The sequence below is a fragment of the Agromyces solani genome (assembly GCF_058349925.1).
On the sequence record NZ_JBYRER010000003.1, the window covers coordinates 659,428 to 677,724 of the forward strand.

General features: G+C 71.5%; 16 protein-coding genes and 1 tRNA gene. 7 read left to right on the plus strand and 10 right to left on the minus strand.

Annotated elements, in window-relative coordinates:
- Positions 1 to 145: 145 nt before the first annotated feature.
- The 4 genes from AC3RJ7_RS15425 to AC3RJ7_RS15440 are packed head-to-tail and all read right to left on the minus strand — an operon-like array spanning position 146 to position 5,486.
- A complete protein-coding gene (locus AC3RJ7_RS15425) occupies positions 146 to 1,468 on the minus strand; it encodes a cytosine permease (protein WP_491456732.1) in 1,323 nt (440 codons plus the stop codon).
- Positions 1,469 to 1,483: 15 nt separating this feature from the next.
- On the minus strand, positions 1,484 to 2,914 hold the full coding sequence (locus AC3RJ7_RS15430; protein ID WP_491456733.1) for a YlbE family protein: 1,431 nt from the start codon (positions 2,912 to 2,914) through the stop codon (positions 1,484 to 1,486).
- Positions 2,911 to 4,458, minus strand: a complete 1,548-nt coding sequence (gene fdrA, locus AC3RJ7_RS15435; RefSeq protein ID WP_491456734.1) for an acyl-CoA synthetase FdrA — start codon at positions 4,456 to 4,458, stop codon at positions 2,911 to 2,913. The genes AC3RJ7_RS15430 and fdrA overlap by 4 nt, the downstream gene beginning before the upstream one ends.
- Positions 4,459 to 4,469: 11 nt before the next feature.
- Positions 4,470 to 5,486, minus strand: a complete 1,017-nt coding sequence (locus AC3RJ7_RS15440) for an oxamate carbamoyltransferase subunit AllH family protein (RefSeq protein ID WP_491456735.1) — start codon at positions 5,484 to 5,486, stop codon at positions 4,470 to 4,472.
- Between the two features lie 114 nt (positions 5,487 to 5,600).
- Between AC3RJ7_RS15440 and AC3RJ7_RS15445 the strand changes: the two genes are divergently transcribed.
- Positions 5,601 to 6,530, plus strand: a complete 930-nt coding sequence (locus AC3RJ7_RS15445) for a carbamate kinase (RefSeq protein ID WP_491456736.1) — start codon at positions 5,601 to 5,603, stop codon at positions 6,528 to 6,530.
- Positions 6,531 to 6,558: 28 nt separating this feature from the next.
- On the opposite strand, the gene AC3RJ7_RS15450 is transcribed toward AC3RJ7_RS15445, so the two are convergent.
- Positions 6,559 to 7,233 carry a GntR family transcriptional regulator gene (locus AC3RJ7_RS15450; RefSeq protein WP_491456737.1) on the minus strand — a complete coding sequence of 225 codons (675 nt, stop codon included), beginning with the start codon at positions 7,231 to 7,233 and terminating at the stop codon, positions 6,559 to 6,561.
- Between the two features lie 91 nt (positions 7,234 to 7,324).
- The gene (locus AC3RJ7_RS15455; protein ID WP_491456738.1) at positions 7,325 to 7,834 is read right to left on the minus strand and encodes a nucleoside deaminase; all 510 of its coding nucleotides are present in this window, start codon (positions 7,832 to 7,834) and stop codon (positions 7,325 to 7,327) included.
- A gap of 244 nt (positions 7,835 to 8,078) precedes the next feature.
- Here AC3RJ7_RS15455 and AC3RJ7_RS15460 point away from each other — a divergent pair, with 244 nt between their 5' ends.
- Positions 8,079 to 8,675 (plus strand): GNAT family N-acetyltransferase, encoded by a 597-nt coding sequence (locus AC3RJ7_RS15460; RefSeq protein ID WP_491456739.1) that lies wholly within the window; start codon positions 8,079 to 8,081, stop codon positions 8,673 to 8,675.
- 99 nt (positions 8,676 to 8,774) lie between these two features.
- Here the strand turns inward: AC3RJ7_RS15460 and AC3RJ7_RS15465 are convergent, their stop codons facing one another.
- Together AC3RJ7_RS15465 and AC3RJ7_RS15470 are read right to left on the minus strand one after the other, a co-directional pair.
- On the minus strand, positions 8,775 to 10,265 hold the full coding sequence (locus tag AC3RJ7_RS15465) for an SPFH domain-containing protein (protein ID WP_491456740.1): 1,491 nt from the start codon (positions 10,263 to 10,265) through the stop codon (positions 8,775 to 8,777).
- A 142-nt stretch (positions 10,266 to 10,407) separates the two neighbouring features.
- A complete protein-coding gene (locus AC3RJ7_RS15470) occupies positions 10,408 to 10,917 on the minus strand; it encodes a CGNR zinc finger domain-containing protein (RefSeq protein ID WP_491456741.1) in 510 nt (169 codons plus the stop codon).
- 143 nt (positions 10,918 to 11,060) lie between these two features.
- On the opposite strand from AC3RJ7_RS15470, the gene AC3RJ7_RS15475 reads away from it, so the two are divergent.
- Positions 11,061 to 11,894 carry an alpha/beta fold hydrolase gene (locus AC3RJ7_RS15475; RefSeq protein ID WP_491456742.1) on the plus strand — a complete coding sequence of 278 codons (834 nt, stop codon included), beginning with the start codon at positions 11,061 to 11,063 and terminating at the stop codon, positions 11,892 to 11,894.
- Positions 11,895 to 11,985: 91 nt separating this feature from the next.
- On the opposite strand, the gene AC3RJ7_RS15480 is transcribed toward AC3RJ7_RS15475, so the two are convergent.
- Both AC3RJ7_RS15480 and AC3RJ7_RS15485 read right to left on the minus strand, forming a co-directional pair.
- On the minus strand, positions 11,986 to 13,092 hold the full coding sequence (locus AC3RJ7_RS15480; protein ID WP_491456743.1) for a hypothetical protein: 1,107 nt from the start codon (positions 13,090 to 13,092) through the stop codon (positions 11,986 to 11,988).
- Between the two features lie 137 nt (positions 13,093 to 13,229).
- A tRNA-Leu gene (locus tag AC3RJ7_RS15485) sits at positions 13,230 to 13,316 on the minus strand.
- 333 nt (positions 13,317 to 13,649) lie between these two features.
- Here AC3RJ7_RS15485 and AC3RJ7_RS15490 point away from each other — a divergent pair.
- From AC3RJ7_RS15490 to AC3RJ7_RS15505, 4 genes are all read left to right on the plus strand, one after another.
- On the plus strand, positions 13,650 to 14,435 hold the full coding sequence (locus tag AC3RJ7_RS15490) for an HAD family hydrolase (protein ID WP_491456744.1): 786 nt from the start codon (positions 13,650 to 13,652) through the stop codon (positions 14,433 to 14,435).
- On the plus strand, positions 14,432 to 16,951 hold the full coding sequence (locus AC3RJ7_RS15495) for a glycoside hydrolase family 65 protein (RefSeq protein ID WP_491456745.1): 2,520 nt from the start codon (positions 14,432 to 14,434) through the stop codon (positions 16,949 to 16,951). The genes AC3RJ7_RS15490 and AC3RJ7_RS15495 overlap by 4 nt, the downstream gene beginning before the upstream one ends.
- Positions 16,952 to 17,016: 65 nt before the next feature.
- Complete coding sequence (locus tag AC3RJ7_RS15500; protein ID WP_491456746.1) at positions 17,017 to 17,751, plus strand: FHA domain-containing protein; 735 nt, start codon at positions 17,017 to 17,019, stop codon at positions 17,749 to 17,751.
- Positions 17,748 to 18,296, plus strand: coding sequence for an FHA domain-containing protein FhaB/FipA (locus tag AC3RJ7_RS15505; RefSeq protein WP_491456747.1), 549 nt, complete (start codon positions 17,748 to 17,750; stop codon positions 18,294 to 18,296). The genes AC3RJ7_RS15500 and AC3RJ7_RS15505 overlap by 4 nt, the downstream gene beginning before the upstream one ends.
- Position 18,297: the final 1 nt, after the last annotated feature.

The following is an 18,297-nucleotide window of genomic DNA, read 5'->3' on the forward strand; positions in this document are numbered from 1 at the left end:
GCGCGACGCAGGAGCCTCCCCGCCGGTCGAGTAGCGCGCGACGCAGGAGCACGCGTATCGAGACCAACCCCGTGAACGCCGAGGGCCCGGGCACCTCGCTTCCACGAGGTGCCCGGGCCCCGAGGCATCCGGTTCGAATCGACGGTCAGGCCGCCGGCACCGCCTGTCGCGCACGCGACATCTCGATCACGAGGTACGCCGCGATGCCGACGACGAGGCCGACGACCGCGTCCGACAGGTACGGGGCCCAGACGTGCGACGCAACCGCGGCGGCCGCGCCGATGCCCCATGCGACGAACGCGGTGCCGCGCACCTTCGTCTCCAGGCGGCCGGCGAGCCGCTTGCCGAGGATGATCTGGTCGGCGATGAGCACGCCGCCGAGCGGTGGCACCAGCACGCCGAGGAACGCGAGCCAGTTCACGAAGTAGTGCCACGCGCCGAGCAGCGCCACGACGACGCCGATCACGCCGAGGATGAGCGTCAGCACGCGCATCTTCGAGCGGGTCAGGTGCGACCAGCCGAGGGCGCCGTTGTAGAGGCAGTGCGTGCAGACCGATCCGAGGTTGATCACGACGAACACGACGACGAGCGCGTTGAGCAGCGGGCTGTTCGCCCCCGTGAGGATGGGCGTGAAGTCGCCGCCGACGACCTCGGCCGAGGCGATCGCGCCGGCCGCGACGAGGATGCCGCCGCTCAGCTGCGCGATGAGGCTCGCGACCGGGAACGCGGTGACCGTGGCGAGCACCGCCTCCTTGCCGTTCTTCGACCAGCGGGTGAAGTCGGCCGTCATCGTGCCCGAGTCGGCGAACGTCGCCATGATCGCGGTGACGGCGACGCCGAACGTCATCGCTCCCCCGCCGACGCCCGCGAAGCTCGTGATCTGCGAGAAGTCGGTCGTCTGCGAGGCGATCGCGATCGCGACGATCACGGCGATGATGAACAGCGGCGCCGCGATCGCGCCGAGCCACGAGAGCGCCTTGATGCCGAGGTAGGTCACCGCGATGAACGCGGCGCCCGCGCTCGCGGCGACGAGGGTCTCGTTCCAGCCGAACGCCTGGTTGAGGCTCGCCCCCGTCGCGCCCGTGTTGAACGCGAACCAGCCGACGACGACCGTGGCGAGGAACCCCGAGGCGATGGCGTACCCGGCGGTGCCGAACGTCTCGGTGGCCTGCAGCGCGAAGCTCTTGCCGGTCTGGCCGGCGCGGTAGCTCAGCAGGCTCACGTAGACGAACATGATGAGGTTCGCCACGAGGATCGCGGCGACGCCCTGCCAGAATCCGAGCAGGGCGACGACGAGGCCGCCCGGGATCGCGTTCGTGAGGATCATCGGGAAGCCGAACCAGACGGCCGAGACCGTCAGCAACGACTTGCGGTGCGACTGCGGCACGGGCGTGTGCTCGAACTCCGACTCGAGCTCGATACCGGTGTGCTGCTCTTCGGTGGTGCCGGTGGTGCCAGGTGTGGTCATCGTCGACGCTTCCGGTCAGTGCTCGCCGTAGCGGGCGGCGAGCGCGGTGATCGCCCGGTCGAAGGCCTCGACCGGCGGGTGGGTGATGCCGGCGCCGATCATGCCGATGCCGGGCTCCTTGTGCGCGATCGCGGTGTTGATCACGGGCAGGATGCCGGTCGCCGCGACCTTGCGCACGTCGATGCCCGTCGGCAGGCCCTGGAAGCCGAGCGACGGGATCGTGACGTTGGGGTTCTGGGTCGTGGTGATCTCGCCCATCTCCCGGGTGTAGGCCACCGCCTCCTCGACCGTGCCGCCGACGAGCGCGACGATCGCGGGCGCCGCGGCCATGGCGAAGCCGCCGAAGCCGAACGTCTCGGTGATCGCGCTGTCGCCGATGTCGAGGCCCGAGTCCTCGGGCTTGTAGCCCGCGAACATGGGGCCGACGACCTGCTGCGCCGGGCCGACGAACCACTCGCCGGGCAGGCCCGCCACGCGGATGCCGTGCTCGACGCCGTTGCGCGCCATGGTCACGACGACCGTCGAGTACTCGACGCCGATCGCCGCGTCGAGGGCGGCCTTCGCGGTCGCCATCCAGGTCGGGCCCGAGAAGTAGTCGGAGCTCGCGATGAAGTCGAAGACCTCCTTCTTCTGCAGGGCCGTGAAGCTCGTCTGCAGGAGGGCGGGCGCGAGCGCCTGGAAGAGCAGCACGGTGCCCGCGTTGTTGCGGTTGTGCGCCTCGTCGCCCATGTGGAGGGCCTGCGCGAGCATGAGGCGCAGGTCGATCGGGCCGCCGATCTCCATGGCCTCCTTCAGCATGGGGCCGAGCACGTCGCGCATCCAGTTGAGGCGGTCGATGACCGACTGGTCGTTCGCCCCCATGCGCAGGATCTTCGCCATCTGCTCGGAGAGGTTCGTGTAGGCGTAGTTGCCGTGCGTCTCGTTGTGCACGATGTGCACGTACATCGACGCCGACGTGACACCGGCCATCGAGCCGACCGACTGGTGCTCGTGGCACGGCGAGAAGGTGATCGCCCCGGATGCCGCGACCGAGGCGGCCTCCTCGAGGTCCTTCGCGAGGCCCTCGAACACGAGCGCACCGGTGACGGCGCCCTTCATCGGGCCCGACATGCGCTCCCACGTGATGGGCGGTCCGGCGTGCAGGATCGTCGTCGGGGTCATGCCGGGCACGACGTCGAGCGCGCGCCCGTAGCCGACGAGCATGGGCTTGGCGTCCTTGATGCGCTGCACCGCCTCGGCGTTCGCGGCCTCGATGCGCTCGGCGATCTCCGCCGGCTCGAGGGCGTCGAGCGCGGCGATGATCTCGGGGCGGCCGCCCCCCGGCGGGGTCCAGTCGAGGGTCGTCACCGCGGCGCCCTGGGCGGCGATGTCGTCCTCGAACATCTGGAGGCCGACGTTGACGACGTCGAGCTTCGCGCCGAAGAGGTCGGAGATGGGGGTGCTCATGCGCGGGTTCCTTCCGTGACGAGGGCGGGGGCTTCGACGAGGGCTCGCGCGTACTGCCCCGTCTCGGTGCTCGATCGGGTCACGGTGACGCCGGCGGCCTCGAGCGCCGCGACCTGCGCGGCGAGGCTCGGCGTGTCGAGGTCGGTGCCGAGCACGTACCCGACGATCTCGAGGTGGCGACCGTCGGCCGCGGCGATCGCCTTGGCCGCCTCGATCGCGGGGACGGTGACGCCCGCCGGGTCCTCGTGGGCGCCGAAGCCGAGTACGAAGTCCATGACGATCGCGGCGACGGTGGGGTCAGCCGCCTCTTCCACGAGGCGGGCGAGGCGCAGCGACGGGTCGATCATCGGGTGCGGGCGGCCGTTCGTGAAGTCGTCGTCGCCGAAGTCGAGGAACGTGTGGCCGCGGCTCGGCTCGCCGGCCGCGAGCACGAACGCGGGGTCCTTCTGGATGTTGCTCCAGACCTCCTCGCCCGCGTCGAGCAGTGCGTACATCGACTCGTCGCACAGCGTGCCGCCTGCGAAGAGGCCGCGCACGTTGCGCTGGCCCTCGCCGAGCTGCGCGCGCACGGCGGCGACGCGGGCCGGGTCGAGGGCGTCGACGGATGCCTCCGGCCGGCCGGCGAGGCGCACGGCCTGGAGCGCGGCATCCTGGCTCGACGCGGCGAAGTGCCCGCCCGCGGCGGTGACCGCCTGCTCGGAACCGCCGATGAAGTAGACGACGACCGGCTTGCCGGCGTCGGCGATCTCGGCGAGCACCTTCTGCTCGACCGAGGGGTGCGGGGGCTTCGAGACGAGCACGATCGCCTCGGTCGCGGGGTCGGCCGCGAGCGCGCGGATGCCGTCGATCATCATGATCCCGCCGACCTCGGCGCTGAGGTCGCGACCGCCGGTGCCGATGAGCTGCGAGATGCCGCCGCCGAGGGCGTGGATGCGAACGCTGACCTCCTGGCTGCCGGTGCCCGAGGCGGCGACGACGCCGATCGAGCCGGAGCGCACCGCGTTGGCGAAGCAGAGGCCGACGTTGTTGATGATCGCCGTGCCGCAGTCGGGGCCCATCATGAGCAGGCCCTTCTCGTGGGCGAGCGTCTTGAGCGCGATCTCGGCCTCGACGGGCACGTTGTCGCTGAAGAGCATGACGTGCAGGCCGTTCTCGAGCGCCTTGCGCGCCTCGCGGGCGGCGTAAGCGCCGTTGACCGCGATGACGGCGAGGTTCGTGTCGGGGTCGGCGTCGACGGCCGCGCCGATGGTGCGGTGGCGGATGTCGGCCGCACCGCCCGTCGGCGCCTTGCGCGTGAGCAGTTCCTCGATCTCGACGACGATCGCGTCGTGGTCGGCGTCGTCATGGCCGTCGACGACGATCATGAGGTCGCCGTTGCCGGCGCCCTCGAGCTCGGTCGTGAGCAGGTCGAGGTTCGACAGCACGCCCTTGTTCATCTCCGTGCCCATGGCGACGAAGGCCTGGTTCACCCCGTCGATGCCGTTCGCCTTCGTCGAGATCGACATCAGCGAGACGGAATCGAAGTAGGTGTTCTTCTTGATCACAGACGTGACACTCAATGGGAACCTCTCAGTTCGCTTTCCAGTCGGAGCCCGGCGGCCACGCCGGACAGGAGATCGGTCCCCGAGGTGTGACCGATACGGATGACGCGCAGTACCGCGGTGCGGGTCGCGAGGGCGGCCGAGCCGCCGGCGTCCGCGGCATCGCCAGCGGGGGCGGATGCCTCGAGCGCCACCCGCACGGCCGTGCCGACGTGGTCGCGCACCCGGCCGAGGGCGGCCTCGCGCACGGTCACGCGCGCGAGCGGGGTCGTGGCATCGGGCGCGGCGTCGAGCCGGTCGAGCACGACGGCCGGCAGTCCGCCGAGGCGCGTCGTCGACCCGGCGGCGATGTAGGCGAGGCCGGCGACGAAGTCGTCGCCCGCAGGCGTGAGGCCGGGGCCGAGGCCGATGAGGTCGGCCAGCGCACCGTCGAGCGCGGCGTCGTCGGTGCGCGGGTCGCGGATCGCGTCGATCAGCCGGCCGGCGCGGTCGGCGAGCGCGGCCGCGGCGGCGACCTCGAAGGGCGTGCGGTTCCCCCGGGGCGCGGCATCGGCTGCGTCGCCGGCGTCGGCTGCGGCATCCGCGTCGTTCGGGCCGGCGGGGAGGCCGCTGGGGCGGCCATCCGCGCGGATGAGCCGCTCGAGGCGGTCGGCCGCGCGCGCGAGCGCCGCGGCGTCGAAGCCGCCGAGGTCGGCCGGCGCGCTCGACCACGGGGCGGGGCCGTCGAATGCGAGCTCGAAGGCGATGCCGGCACCGATGATGCGGGCCCCCGCCGCCGAGAACTCGACCCGGTCGCCCACGCGTACCTGCCCGACGAGTTCGCCGAAGCGGTCGATGCGAGCGGTCCACGGGGCGTCGTCGATCGATCGATGCGCGAGCGCGACGAGCCCGTCGCCCTCGACCGCGACGTTGATCACGCGGCGGAACACCGAGTGCACGCGGCCGGTACGGGGTCGTTCGGCGCTCCACGCCAGGAGCGCGGCGTCGGCGGAGATCGCCGTCGATACGGCGACCGATGGCGCGATCAGCACGTGGCCTCCCTGTCTTCGCCGTGCATCGCCCTCGTCGGGGCGACCGGCGGCGTTCCCACCAGAATGGTATACCATCAGCGAATGTCCAAGAGACCCGATCCGAGGAGGAAGCACATGCGCATCGTGGTTGCGCTCGGCGGAAACGCCCTCGCCCGCCGCGGCGAGCCCATGACCGCCGACCGTCTGCGCGCGAATGTCCGGGCCACGTGCCAGGCACTCGCCGACCTGGCCCGCGAGCACGAGCTCGTCATCACCCACGGGAACGGTCCGCAGGTGGGTCTGCTCGCCCTGCAGAATCTGGCATACCAGGACGTGGCGGCCTACCCGCTCGACATCCTCGGCGCCGAGACGCAGGGCATGATCGGCTACGTCGTGCAGCAGGAGCTCTCGAACGCCCTCGCCGGCGAGCGCGAAGTGGCCGCCGTCGTCACCACGACCGTCGTCGACGAGCACGACCCCGCCTTCGAGCGGCCCACGAAGCTCATCGGCCCGACCTACTCGGCGCAGGACGCGGCCGAGGCCGCCGCCGAGTACCGCTGGACGATCGCGAAGGACGGCCCCGCCTTCCGACGCGTCGTGCCCTCGCCCGACCCCATCAGCATCGTGCAGTCGCCGCTCGTGCGGCAGTTGCTCGAGAGCGGCCGGCTCGTCGTCTGCGTCGGCGGCGGCGGCGTGCCGGTGAAGGTCGACGGCAAGGGCCGTCAGACCGGCATGCAGGCCGTCGTCGACAAGGACCTCGCGAGCGCGGCCCTCGCGGCCGAGCTGCGCGCCGACACGCTCATCATGCTCACCGACGGCGACTACGTCAGCGAGAACTGGGGCACGCCCGAGCAGCGCGACATCCTCACCGCGTCGGCCGACGCGATCTCGGAGCTCGCGTTCGCCGAGGGCTCGATGAAGCCCAAGGTGGATGCCGCGATCCGCGTCGCCCGCGCCGGCGGCCGTGCGCTCATCGGCCCGCTCGACCGGCTCGACGACCTGCTCGCCCGCAAGGTCGGCACCGAGATCGTGCCCTCGCTCGACGAGGGCATCGTCTTCGCCTGACCCTCGCCCGCCGGTCGGGCAGCGCTCGCTACTCGACCGGCGTCGCGCCCAGCAACGGGTCGTCCTCGCGCCAGGTCGGGTCGTCGAGGTACCTGATGTTGCCCATGTGCTCGAGGATGAGCGTGCTCACCCGGCCGACGTCGCGCTGCGCGATCGCCTCGTAGAGCGCCTCGTGCTCGGCCGCGACGCGGTCGAGGTCTTCGTGCTGCACGAGCAGCCACCGGATCCGGCTGCGCAGCAGCCCGTCGATCTCGAACAGGAGCTCGTTGCCGGCGATCGCCGTCACCGTCTCATGGAAGTCGGCGGCCGCGCGCCGGGCGCGCGAGGCGTCGCCCGCCCGTGCCGCCTCGAGCTCGCGATCGAGCACGGCCCGCAGCCGCTCGAGCCCGTCGCGGGTGCGCCGGTTGGCCGCGAGGCGGAACGTCAGCACTTCGAGCGCGGAACGCACCTCGTTGAGGTCGGCGACGTCGGCCGGGGTGAACTCGCGCACGACCGCCCAGGTGCGGGGGCGCGGGGTGACGAGCCCCTCGGCGACGAGCGTCTTCAGCGCCTCTCGCACGGGCACCCGGCTGACGCCGAGCTCCTCGGCGAGGTCGCGCTCGACGAGCTTCGATCCGGGCAGGCGCACGCCGTCGAGGATCTCGTCGCGGATCCGCCGCGTGACCCGCACGGACTCCGGCTCGAAGGTGTCGGGCGCGCTCATGCGCACCATTGTTCCACCGGCGCGGCGCGCGGCCGCGCCGACGTCGGCTGCGGCGCGCCGTCGCCCAGCACCGCGTCGGGCCGAACCCCGTTCAGGCGACGTCATCGGCACCCGCGAAGCGCGCGTGCAGGGCGCGCAGGTCGTCGGCGAGCTCGGGCGCGGGACCCGCGACATCGAGACCCGGGGCGACCTCCCCGATCGGCAGAGCGGCGACCGGCCCGTCGGGCAGGCCCCACGAGCGCCGCCACGCGACGAGCTGCTCGGTGCTGCCCGCGTAGACGATGGGGCCGAGGCCGACCCACGCGTGCGCGGCCGAGCACATCGGGCAGTGCTCCCCCGAGGTGTAGACCGTGCTCGCGGCGCGCTCGGCGGGCGTCAGGTTCTCGGCGGCCCAGCGGGCGATCTCGAATTCGGGATGCCTCGTCTGGTCGCCGCCCGCGACGCGATTGCGGTCCTCGAAGCGAACATTCCCATGGGCGTCGACGAGCAGTGAGCCGAACGGCTCGTCGCCGGCGTCGAGCGCTTCGCGTGCGAGCTCGACGCAGCGCCGCAGGTGCGTCAGGTCGCCGGCGGTGGGCGGTCGCGGGTCTCGTCGCGTCATCCGTTCGTCTCCTCAGCTCGGTGCCGGGCTCGCGCCGGGCGTGTGCTCGCGAGCGTAGCGATCACGCGGAGGACGCGCGATGACGCGACCCGACTGCGTCCCGGGAACCGAACGTCTCCGAACCGCAGCGCCCTCCGAATCCCCTCGGCCGGTCGCGTCCGCGCGATCCTCCGCGCGTTCATAATGGTATACCAATTGCTGCGGCGGGCGACTCCGGCCGAGGCATCCGTGCCACCATGGACTCGTGCAGCTCAGACTCGCCACCGATGCCGACGTCCCCGCCATCTCCGAGACCCTCGCCCTCGCGTTCGCCGACGACCCCGCCTGGGGTCCGATCCTGCGCCTGCCCGACGGCGACCCCGCCGACCTGCGGCGCTTCTGGGCGCCGTTCGTGCACGGCGCCCTGCGGCACGACACCGTGTGGATCGTCGACGACGGCGCCTCGGTCGCGGTGTGGCTGCCGCCGGGCGGCGACGAGATGACCGAGGCGCAGCTCGCCGAGGTGCAGGCCTTCGTCGACGAGCACCTCGACGACGAGCAGCGCCGCGCATTCACCGAGATCTGGCACGCGTTCGAGCACCACCACCCGGCCGAGCCGCCGCACATGTACCTCAGCCTGCTCGCGACCCACCCGTCGCGCCGGGGCGAGGGTCTCGCCCAGCGGATGCTCGCCGAGAACCTGCGGACGTTCGCCGAGCAGGGGCTGCCCGCCTACCTCGAGTCGACGAACCCCGCGAACAACCGGCGCTACGAGCGGGCGGGCTTCCGCGAGGTGGGCTCGTTCACCGCACCGATCGGCGGCGGCCCCGTCGCGACGATGTGGTGCGACCTCCCCGGCTGAGCCGGACCGCCGATCGGGGCGCGGGCCGCGCCCACCCGTGAGCGCGCGCATTCGCGACGGGTGAGCCCGGTCGATCGCACTCACTCGTCGCGAACTCGCTCACTCGGGCGCCGACTCGAGCGAGTCGAGCGAGTCGAGGCGGTCGGCGACCGGTCCGACGGCGGCGAGCTCCGCGCCTGCCGACGCGACGGCCGCGCTCACGGCCGCGCCGTCGCGGTCGGCGACCCGCGCGGCCGCGCCGCCGGCGGCCGCGCCGCCGATGATCGATCCCAGGAGCTCGCGCAGGCCCACGCCCATCGTCGAGCTCAGCATCGCGTCGACCTCGGTGATGCCCGAGACCGCGTTCTTCGTGAGCTGCGAGGCGCCGTCGGTCGAAACCACCGTGAGCTGGTCGATGTTCGACATCGGTGCGGCGAGCTCGCGGGCGATGAGCGGAAGGGCGTCGATGACGCGCATCTGCAGCAGCGCCTCCGACTGCTGGGCGACGGCCTCGGCCGCAGCCTTCGTCGCGGCCGCCTCGGCCGCACCCTTGGCCTTGATCGCGTCGGCCTCGGCGAGACCCTCGGCCTTGAGCGCCTCCGCGGCAGCGGTGCGCGCGACCCGGTCGGCCTCGGCCGCGATGCGGACCGACTCGGCCGCGGCATCCGCCTCGACCTTGACCTTGTAGGCCTGCGCGTCGGCGACGGCCTTGACCTCGGAGTCGAGCTCGGCGGCACGCAGCGCGGCCTTCTTCTGCGCGGTGATCTCCTGCTGGGCGACGACCTCCTGCTGGGCGAGCGCCTCGGCGAGCGGGCGGGCCGCGGCGGCCTCGGCGGTGGCCTTGTCGGTCTCGCGCTGGAGGGCGGCCTTGCGCTGGGCGAGCTCGGCCTCGCGCTCGGCGACGGTCTGCTCGGCGGCGATCACGGCCTCGCGGGCGGCGCGCTGCGCCTCGGCCTCGGCGATCTCGGCCTGCTTGCGAACCTTCGCCTGCTCGGCGCGGCCGAGGTCGTCGATGTAGCCGTTGTTGTCGGAGATGCCCTTGATCTCGAACGAGTCGACGTCGAGGCCCTGGTTCGCGAGCGACTCGCGGGCGACGCCGAGCACCGCGGCCGAGAGCTCGTCGCGGCGGTTGATGATCGTGAGCACGTCGGTCGCACCGATCGACGCGCGCAGCGAGCCCGACAGCACCTCCTGCGCGAAGATGTCGATGTTCTTGTCCTGCCCGAGGAAGCGCTGGGCGGCGGCGCGGATCGCGTCGGCCGAGTCGCCGACCTTCACGATCGCGACGGCGTCGACGTGCACCGTGATGCCGTTGTTCGTCTGCGCCTCGGCGCGGATCTCGATCGCACGCGAACGCAGCGACAGCTTGTGCGCCTTCTGGAAGAAGGGCATGATCCACACGCCCTGGCCATGCACGACGCGCTGGCCCGACTCCTCCTTCTCGGTGCCGTCGACCACGCGGCGGCGCGAGCGCTTGCCGGTGACGACGATCGCCTCGTCGGGCGAGACGTTGCGGTAGAGCACCTTGGCCCAGATCCACAGGACGATGACGGCGACGATGACCAGGGCGATGATGCCGATGATCGGGGCAGCGGCGAAGAACTCGAGCACGGGTGTCCTCTCGGGCGGGTTCGGGTCGGGCCGGCGATGGGGGCCCGGGCTCAAGGATGGCGGCCCGGCGCGCGGGGCGCAATGGGCAGCGCTGCCCGCGTCGAGCGGCCTGTGGATGCCTCGTGCCGGTCGCCCGCTCGGCTCAGGCCCCGGTCGCGGCCCTCGCGTAGTGGCGCCGCGCCTTCTCGCGGTTGCCGCAGGTCTCCATCGAATGCCAGCGACGCGCGTTCGCACGGCTCGTGTCGATGAAGAAGTGCTGGCAGTCGGGCGCGGCGCAGGGGCGGATGCGCGAGCCCGACGGCGACTGCAGCGCCGCCCACTCGCGGATGGCCGCGCCGCCGACGCGGCGGCCGTCGGCGTCGCGATCGCGCCAGACGAGCCCGCCCTCGTCAGCGAGATCGGGCCGCCGGCTCATCGCCGCGAGCCACGGTTCGAGCGCGTCGGGCGAGCGGGTGCCCCGCAGCACCGCGACGAGGGCGGCGCGCACCTCCCGGGCGTCGTCGAGGTCGGATGCCTCGGCGGGGGCGCCGTGCGCGCGCAGCCAGGCCGGCCCCCGCTCGTCGTCGAGTTCGTCGTCGACTCGATCGTCGTAGACGAGTCGCGAGTTCACGAGGTCGAGCAGCAGCCCTGCGGCCGCGATGGGCTCGGTCATATCCGCCTCCTCGGGTTCATTCGATGTTCCCACGATTCTAACTTGCATGGAATAGCAGTGGGGTTATAGCGTTGCATCCAGCAGAACCTAACCGGATCAATTCGGGAATCCAGTTAGACACGAACGGAAGCCAGGAGGGCACCATGTCGTACATCACCGTCGGAACCGAGAACTCGCAGAACATCGACCTCTACTACGAGGACCACGGCTCCGGTCAGCCCGTCGTGCTGATCCACGGATACCCGCTCAGCGGCGCTTCGTGGGAGAAGCAGTCGGCCGCCCTCCTGCAGGCGGGCTACCGGGTGATCACCTACGACCGTCGCGGTTTCGGCAAGTCGAGCCAGCCCACCACGGGCTACGACTACGACACGTTCGCCCACGACCTGAACGTGGTGCTCGAGACCCTCGACCTGCGCGACGTCGTGCTCGTGGGCTTCTCGATGGGCACCGGGGAGCTCGGCCGCTACCTCGGCACCTACGGTGACGAGCGCATCGCGAAGGCGGCGTTCCTGGCCTCGCTCGAGCCGTTCCTGCTGCAGACCGACGACAACCCGACCGGCGTTCCCGCCGACGTCTTCGCCGGCATCGAGCAGGCGGCGAAGGACGACCGGTACGCCTGGTTCGACGACTTCTTCCAGAACTTCTACAACCTCGACGAGACGCTCGGCAGCCGCATCAGCGAAGCCGCCGTCCGCGCGAGCTGGAACACGGCGGCGGGCGCATCCTGGTTCGCCTCCTCGGCCGTCGTGCAATCCTGGCTCACGGACTTCCGCGACGACATCGCGAAGGTCGAGGTGCCGAGCCTCATCCTGCACGGCACGGCCGACCGCATCCTCCCGATCGACGCGACCGCCCGCGAGTTCGCCAAGCGGCTCCCGGCCGCCGACTACGTCGAGATCGAGGGCGCCCCGCACGGTCTCCTCTGGACGCACGGCGAGGAGGTCACCGAGGCGCTGCTCGCCTTCCTCGCGAAGTAGCCCCGAACGCCGGGTCCGCCCCGGAACGACGAAGAGCCCCCGCGACGGCGGGGGCTCTTCCTCTTCATCGGGGTGCTGCCGGGTTCGCCGCTCAGAGCGCCGCGCTGGAGATCGGTCGCAGCTCGACGCCGAGCTCGGCGTGCCAGTCCCGGACGACCTGCTGCTGGGCCGCCGTGCATGCCGTGCCGTACCCGATGTTGACGTCCCAGTACTCGTACGCACCGGTCCAGATGCGATGGTCGAGCTTCCAGCCGTCGAGGAACGTGAGTGCGAAGCAATCGGCCATGACCTCGCCGTCGCCGTCGAACGCGCGGAGCGCCTCGGCGGTGGCCACGGGATTGGTGACCTGCAGCACGTGCGCGAACTCGTGGTAGGCGATACCGGTGCGGAGTTCGTCGTTCATGTAGGGCAGCCCGTTCGCGGCCGCGTCGAAGTGCACGAGGTACGGATCGTCGTCGAAGACGCAGGCGAGCACGTCCTCGTCGCCCTCGTCGTCGCAGAGCTGATCGGCGCCGTCGATGACCGAGCCGACGAAACCGCCCGAGAGGCGGTCGATCACGGACTCGTAGGTCGATCCGGTCGCGTTCGACCCCGCCTGCTTCTGGGCCGCGCTCCAGACCGATTCGAGCTCGGTCGCGGCGCGCTCGACCGCCGCGGTGTCCTTCTGCACCGCGGCCGCATCCCAACGGTGGACCCAGGCCTGCACGGCGAGCCGCCGGTACTCCTCCCACGGCACGACGGATGCGGTGAGCACGCCGTCGAACTTCGCGGTGGTGTCCATCAGGGCGTCCATCGCCTCGCCGAACGTCTCCTTCTCATCGATGAGCTCCCGCTGCTCCTCGAGCTGCTCCTCCTGCTCGGAGATCCGGTCCCGGGCCTCCTCCAGCTGGACGAAGTACCAGGCACCGCCGGCGAGCGCGACCACGAGCGCGACCGCGAGCAGCACGATCGCGACGATCGCACCGCGCGAACGGCGGGCGGGAGCTGCAGCCGCTCCCCCGCCGTCGTCGGGCCCGGCCGGCGCGGCGGGCTCCGCCGACTCGGTCGGCTCGGTCGTCGCAACCGACTCGACGGGCTCCGCCGGCTCGGCCGGCGCCGCCGACTCGACGGGCGCCGCGCGCTCGGTCGGGCGGTCGTCGACGAGTTCCTCGGTCTGACGCGTTGTCGCATCCGACGTGGATTCGGAATCGGTCATCATCACCTCGGGTTGATCGGCGCGAACCCGCGGAACGGGTTCGCCGGGTCGGCCGGCGATCCATTCAACCGACTCGCGGCCGATCCGACGCCCCACAGACCATACGACGAAGGCCCCGGACGAACCGGGGCCTTCATCTGTGGTGCGCGAGGGGGGACTTGAACCCCCACACCCTTGCGAGTACTGGCACCTGAAGCCAGCGCGTCTGCCAATTCCGCCACTCGCGCATGTGTGGTCGCACCGTGGTGCGTCCAGCCACGAGAGCCTAACATCTCGCGGCCCACAACTCCATTCGAGCCGCACGGTCGGGTGCCGCCGCGCGTCGCGCCGGGCTGGGTTCCGATCGGACGCACCGACGAATCGGTGCCGACCCGGGTGTCTCCGCCGCTCCCGGCCGAGGGCGACGCTCGACGCCGGGAGGCCCACCCGGTCCCGACCGGCCGAACCCTTGGCATCCCCTCAGAGTCCCGAACTGGCCTCGCGCCCGTCGCCCGCCCGGGAATAGCATCGGAATCCCGGGTACCGGCGCCCACCGACCGATGTGACGAAAGGAGCGCCCAGTGACCCAGTCCCCACGACCGAGCGACGCCCCGACCTCGCGGCCGACCGACCTCCGAGGCATCCGCGGCTGGCTCTTCGACCTCGACGGCGTGCTCACCCCCACGGCGATCGTGCACATGCACGCGTGGTCGCGCCTCTTCACCCCCTACCTCGAAGCGCACGGCAAGGCGCCGTACACCGACGCCGACTACTTCGCCCACATCGACGGCAAGCCGCGCTACGACGGCGTGCGGAGCCTGCTCGAGAGCCGCGGCATCCATCTCCCCGAGGGCGACCCGGCCGACTCCCCCGAGGCCGACACGGTCTGCGGGCTCGGCAACCGCAAGAACGCCGCCTTCAACGAGACCCTCGCCGACGAGGGCGTCGCCCCGTATCCGGCGAGCGTCGACTTCCTCGACGCGGTCGAGCGTGCCGGATGCCTCGTGGCCGTCGTCTCGAGCTCGAAGAACGCCCCGTCGGTGCTCGAGGCGGCAGGCCTCGCCGACCGGTTCGAGGTCGTCGTCGACGGCGCCGTCGCCGCCCGGGAAGGGCTGCCCGGCAAGCCCGCACCCGACACCTACGAGCGCGCGGCCGAGCTGCTCGGCCTGCCGGTCGCCGAGTGCGCCGTCGTCGAGGATGCCGAGTCCGGCGTCAAGTCGGGTGCCGCAGGCGGCTTCGGACTCGTGGTCGGCGTCGACCGCGGCGTCGGCCGCGACGTGCTCCTGCGCCTGGGCGCCGACATCGTGGTCGACGAACTCGATGAACTGATCCCCGATCTCCAGCCGAACCGGAAGGACGCCGAATGAGGTTCGCCGACGACGACCCCCTGAACCGCAGCCGGTTCCCCATCGACGAGTGGGCGCTCGTCGAGACCGAGTTCGGCGACGCCGACATGGGGCGCACCGAGACCCTCTTCGCCGTGGGCAACGGCTACCTGGGCCTGCGCGGCAACGTCGAAGAGGGCCGCGACGGTCACATGCACGGCACGTTCGTGAACGGATTCCACGAGACGTGGCCCATCCGCCACGCGGAGGAGGCGTTCGGCTTCGCCCGCGTCGGGCAGACGATCGTGAACGCGCCCGACGCGAAGATCATCCGTCTCTACGTCGACGACGAGCCGCTCGTGCTCACCGAGGCCGAGCTGCTCTCGTACGAGCGGCGCCTCGACTTCCGGCTCGGCGCGCTCAGCCGCTCGATCGAGTGGCGCACGCCCGCGGGCAAGCGCGTGCTCATCACGAGCCGCCGCATGACGAGCTTCACCGACCGGCACCTCGCGGTCGTCGACTACGAGGTCGAACTGCTCGACGCCGACGCCGCGGTGACGATCTCGAGCCAGATCCTGAACCGCCAGGACGGCCGCGACGAGTACCGATCGGGCGTCCAGCAGGAGGCGCAGACCCCGGGCGCCTTCGACCCGCGCAAGGCCGAGCAGTTCAACGACCGGGTGCTCCAGCCGCGCGTGAAGCGCGCCGAGGGCGGCCGCTACATGCTCGGCTACCAGTGCACGAACTCCTCGATGACCCTCGCGGTCGGCGCCGAGCACTCGATCACGACCGACAACCCGTTCACCGAGAGCGGCACGATCGGCGACGACCTCGCGAAGCACGTGTACCGGGTGCAGGCCAAGCGGGGCATGCCGATCCGCATCACGAAGACGATCAGCTACCACACGGCCCGCAAGGTGCCCGCGCGCGAACTCGCCGACCGCTGCGACCGCACGCTCGACCGCGGTGCCGAGATCGGCACGGGCGAGCTGTTCGCGCAGCAGCGCGCGTGGCTCGACGACTACTGGGCCCGTTCCGACGTCGAGATCGCCGGCCAGCCGATGCTGCAGCAGGCGACCCGGTGGAACCTGTTCCAGCTCGCCCAGTCGACCGCGCGCACCGACGGCGGCGGGGTCGCGGCCAAGGGCGTCTCGGGGTCGGGCTACGGCGGCCACTACTTCTGGGACTCGGAGATCTACGTGCTCCCGTTCCTCACCTACACGGCGCCGATCGTCGCCCGCAACGTGCTGCGGTTCCGCCAGCGCATGCTCGACGCCGCCCGGGCCCGGGCCCTCGAGCTCAACCAGCGCGGCGCGCTCTTCCCGTGGCGCACGATCAACGGGCTCGAGTCGAGCGCCTACTACGCGGCCGGCACGGCGCAGTACCACATCGACGCCGACATCGCCTACGCCCTCTGCCAGTACGTGGCGGCGACGGGCGACGACGACTTCCTCGGCCGCGGGGCGATCGACATCCTCGTCGAGACCGCGCGCATGTGGGAGGACCTCGGATTCTGGCGATCGAACGCCGACGACGTGTTCCACATCCACGGCGTCACGGGCCCCGACGAGTACACGACGGTCGTGAACGACAACCTCTACACGAACGTGATGGCGCGCGCGAACCTCGCCGCGGCGGCCGGTGCCGTCGACAACCTGCAGGTGAGCGATGCCGCGGCGTACCACCGGCTCGTCGCCCGCCTCGGGGTCACGCCGGCCGAGGTGGCGAGCTGGCGACGTGCGGCGGCGCACATGCACATCCCGTACGACGAGCAGCTCGGCATCCACCCGCAGGACTCGGCCTTCCTCCAGAAAGAGCTGTGGGACCTCGAGAACACGCCCGACGACCGGCGCCCGCTGCTGCTGCACTACCACCCGCTCGTCATCTACCGCTTCCAGGTGCTCAAGCAGGCCGACGTCGTGCTCGCCCTCTACCTGCAGGGCGACCGGTTCACGTCCGAGGCGAAGCGCGCGAACTTCGAGTACTACGACCCGCTGACGACCGGCGACTCGACGTTGTCGGCGGTGGTGCAGTCGATCATCGCGTCCGAGGTCGGCTATCACGAGCTCGCGATGCGGTACTTCCGCTCGGCGCTGTTCGTCGACCTCGCCGACCTGCACCACAACGCGGCCGACGGCGTCCACGTCGCCTCGACCGGCGGGGTGTGGAGCGCGCTCGTGTCCGGCTTCGGCGGGTTCCGCGACCACGGCGGCCGGTTCACGTTCGACCCCCGCCTGCCCGACGACTGGACGAGCCTCGTCTTCCGCCTCACGCTGTTCGGCACGCGCGTGCGCGTGGAACTCACGGCCGAGCAGATCACGTTCACCGTGGAGGAGGGCACCGCGGCCTCGCTCTCGGTGCGCGGCCGCGAGGTCGAGGCGACGGCCGGCACCCCGGTGTCGGTGCTGCTCGAGGGCCAGGGGCCGCGGCTGTTCGGCTCGCCGACGATGCAGGATGTCGCGGGCACGCGCCGGGCCGACGGTACCCTGCTCACGGCGTCGATCCCGACCCTGTCGCTCGACGCCGACGACATCGAAACGGTCATCCCGATCGACTGATCCGGGGTGTTTCCAGCCGCTCGCGCTAACATGACGCGAAGTCAGACACCGGAATCGGGAGACCTGTGGGCCTACTGGACAACTTCGAGAAGGGTCTCGAGCGCGCCGTCAACGGCGCGTTCGCGAAGACCTTCCGTTCGGGGCTGCAGCCGGTCGAGATCACCTCGGCGCTCAAGCGCGAGATCGATACGAAGGCCGCTGTGGTCTCGCGCGACCGCGTGCTCGTGCCGAACAACTTCACGGTGCGGATGTCGCCGGCCGACCACGATCGCATGGCGGCGCTCGGCCCCGCACTCATCGACGAGCTCGTCGACCTCGTGCAGAAGCACGCGGCGAGCCAGCACTTCCAGTTCGCGGGCGGCATCACGATCGCCCTGCGGGCCGACGAGGGCCTGAGCGTCGGCATGGTGCAGGTCGATTCGCAGAACGTGAAGGGCCAGGTCGCCTGGACCCCGGTGCTCGACGTCGACGGCAAGCGCTATCCGATCATCAAGGGCCGCACGGTCATCGGCCGCGGCTCCGAGGCCGATGTCACCCTCGACGACTCCGGCGCTTCTCGTCGACACGCCGAGGTCCAGTGGGACGGCTCGCGTGCCCGCGTGCGCGACCTCGGTTCCACGAACGGCACCCAGCTCGACGGCGCCCCCGTGAAGGAGGCCATCCTGCCCCCCGACTCCGTCATCACCATCGGGCGCTCGCGCATCGTCTTCCGCGTGCTCGCCCAGGCCGCGGGCGGCGGCGCACCCGCCCCGGCGACCCGTCGTCACGACATGGGCGGATTCTGGGGGCCGGCCGAATGAGCGAACTGACCCTCCTCGTCCTCCAGCTCGGATTCCTGCTGCTCCTGTGGGTGTTCATCTTCGCGATCGTCTACGCGTTGCGCAGCGACCTGTTCGGCCAGCGCGTGCGCAAGCTGCAGCCCGACGCCGCCGCAGCGCCCGCGCCGACGGCGAGCTCGTTCCCGAGCTCGCCGGTCCCGACCGGGCCCGCCGCGCCCACCGAGGCGGTCACGACGCCGTCGGGCGGCGGCAACGGCGAGCTCGCCTCGAGCGACAACGCCCGGCGCCTCGTGATCACGAACGGTGCGAAGTCGGGAACCGAGTTCCCGCTCGGCACCGATGAGATCACGATCGGCCGGTCGAGCGACTCGGCGATCATCATCCGCGACGACTACACCTCGACCCACCACGCCCGGCTCATGCTCTGGAACGGCCGGTGGATGATCCAGGACCTCGACTCGACGAACGGCACCTTCCTCAACGGCTCCCGAGTGACCGTGCCCACGCCCATCCCCCTCGGAGCCACCGTCAAGGTCGGCGCGACGACGTTCGAGCTGCGGCGGTAAC

Bases quoted from the DNA above. Each gene is read 5' to 3' on its own strand.
- AC3RJ7_RS15425 (WP_491456732.1), bottom strand. From the start codon at position 1,468: ATGACCACACCTGGCACCACCGGCACCACCGAAGAGCAGCACACCGGT.
- AC3RJ7_RS15430 (WP_491456733.1), bottom strand. From the start codon at position 2,914: ATGAGCACCCCCATCTCCGACCTCTTCGGCGCGAAGCTCGACGTCGTC.
- AC3RJ7_RS15445 (WP_491456736.1), top strand. From the start codon at position 5,601: ATGCGCATCGTGGTTGCGCTCGGCGGAAACGCCCTCGCCCGCCGCGGC.
- AC3RJ7_RS15450 (WP_491456737.1), bottom strand. From the start codon at position 7,233: ATGAGCGCGCCCGACACCTTCGAGCCGGAGTCCGTGCGGGTCACGCGG.
- AC3RJ7_RS15455 (WP_491456738.1), bottom strand. From the start codon at position 7,834: ATGACGCGACGAGACCCGCGACCGCCCACCGCCGGCGACCTGACGCAC.
- AC3RJ7_RS15470 (WP_491456741.1), bottom strand. From the start codon at position 10,917: ATGACCGAGCCCATCGCGGCCGCAGGGCTGCTGCTCGACCTCGTGAAC.
- AC3RJ7_RS15475 (WP_491456742.1), top strand. From the start codon at position 11,061: ATGTCGTACATCACCGTCGGAACCGAGAACTCGCAGAACATCGACCTC.
- AC3RJ7_RS15480 (WP_491456743.1), bottom strand. From the start codon at position 13,092: ATGATGACCGATTCCGAATCCACGTCGGATGCGACAACGCGTCAGACC.
- AC3RJ7_RS15495 (WP_491456745.1), top strand. From the start codon at position 14,432: ATGAGGTTCGCCGACGACGACCCCCTGAACCGCAGCCGGTTCCCCATC.
- AC3RJ7_RS15505 (WP_491456747.1), top strand. From the start codon at position 17,748: ATGAGCGAACTGACCCTCCTCGTCCTCCAGCTCGGATTCCTGCTGCTC.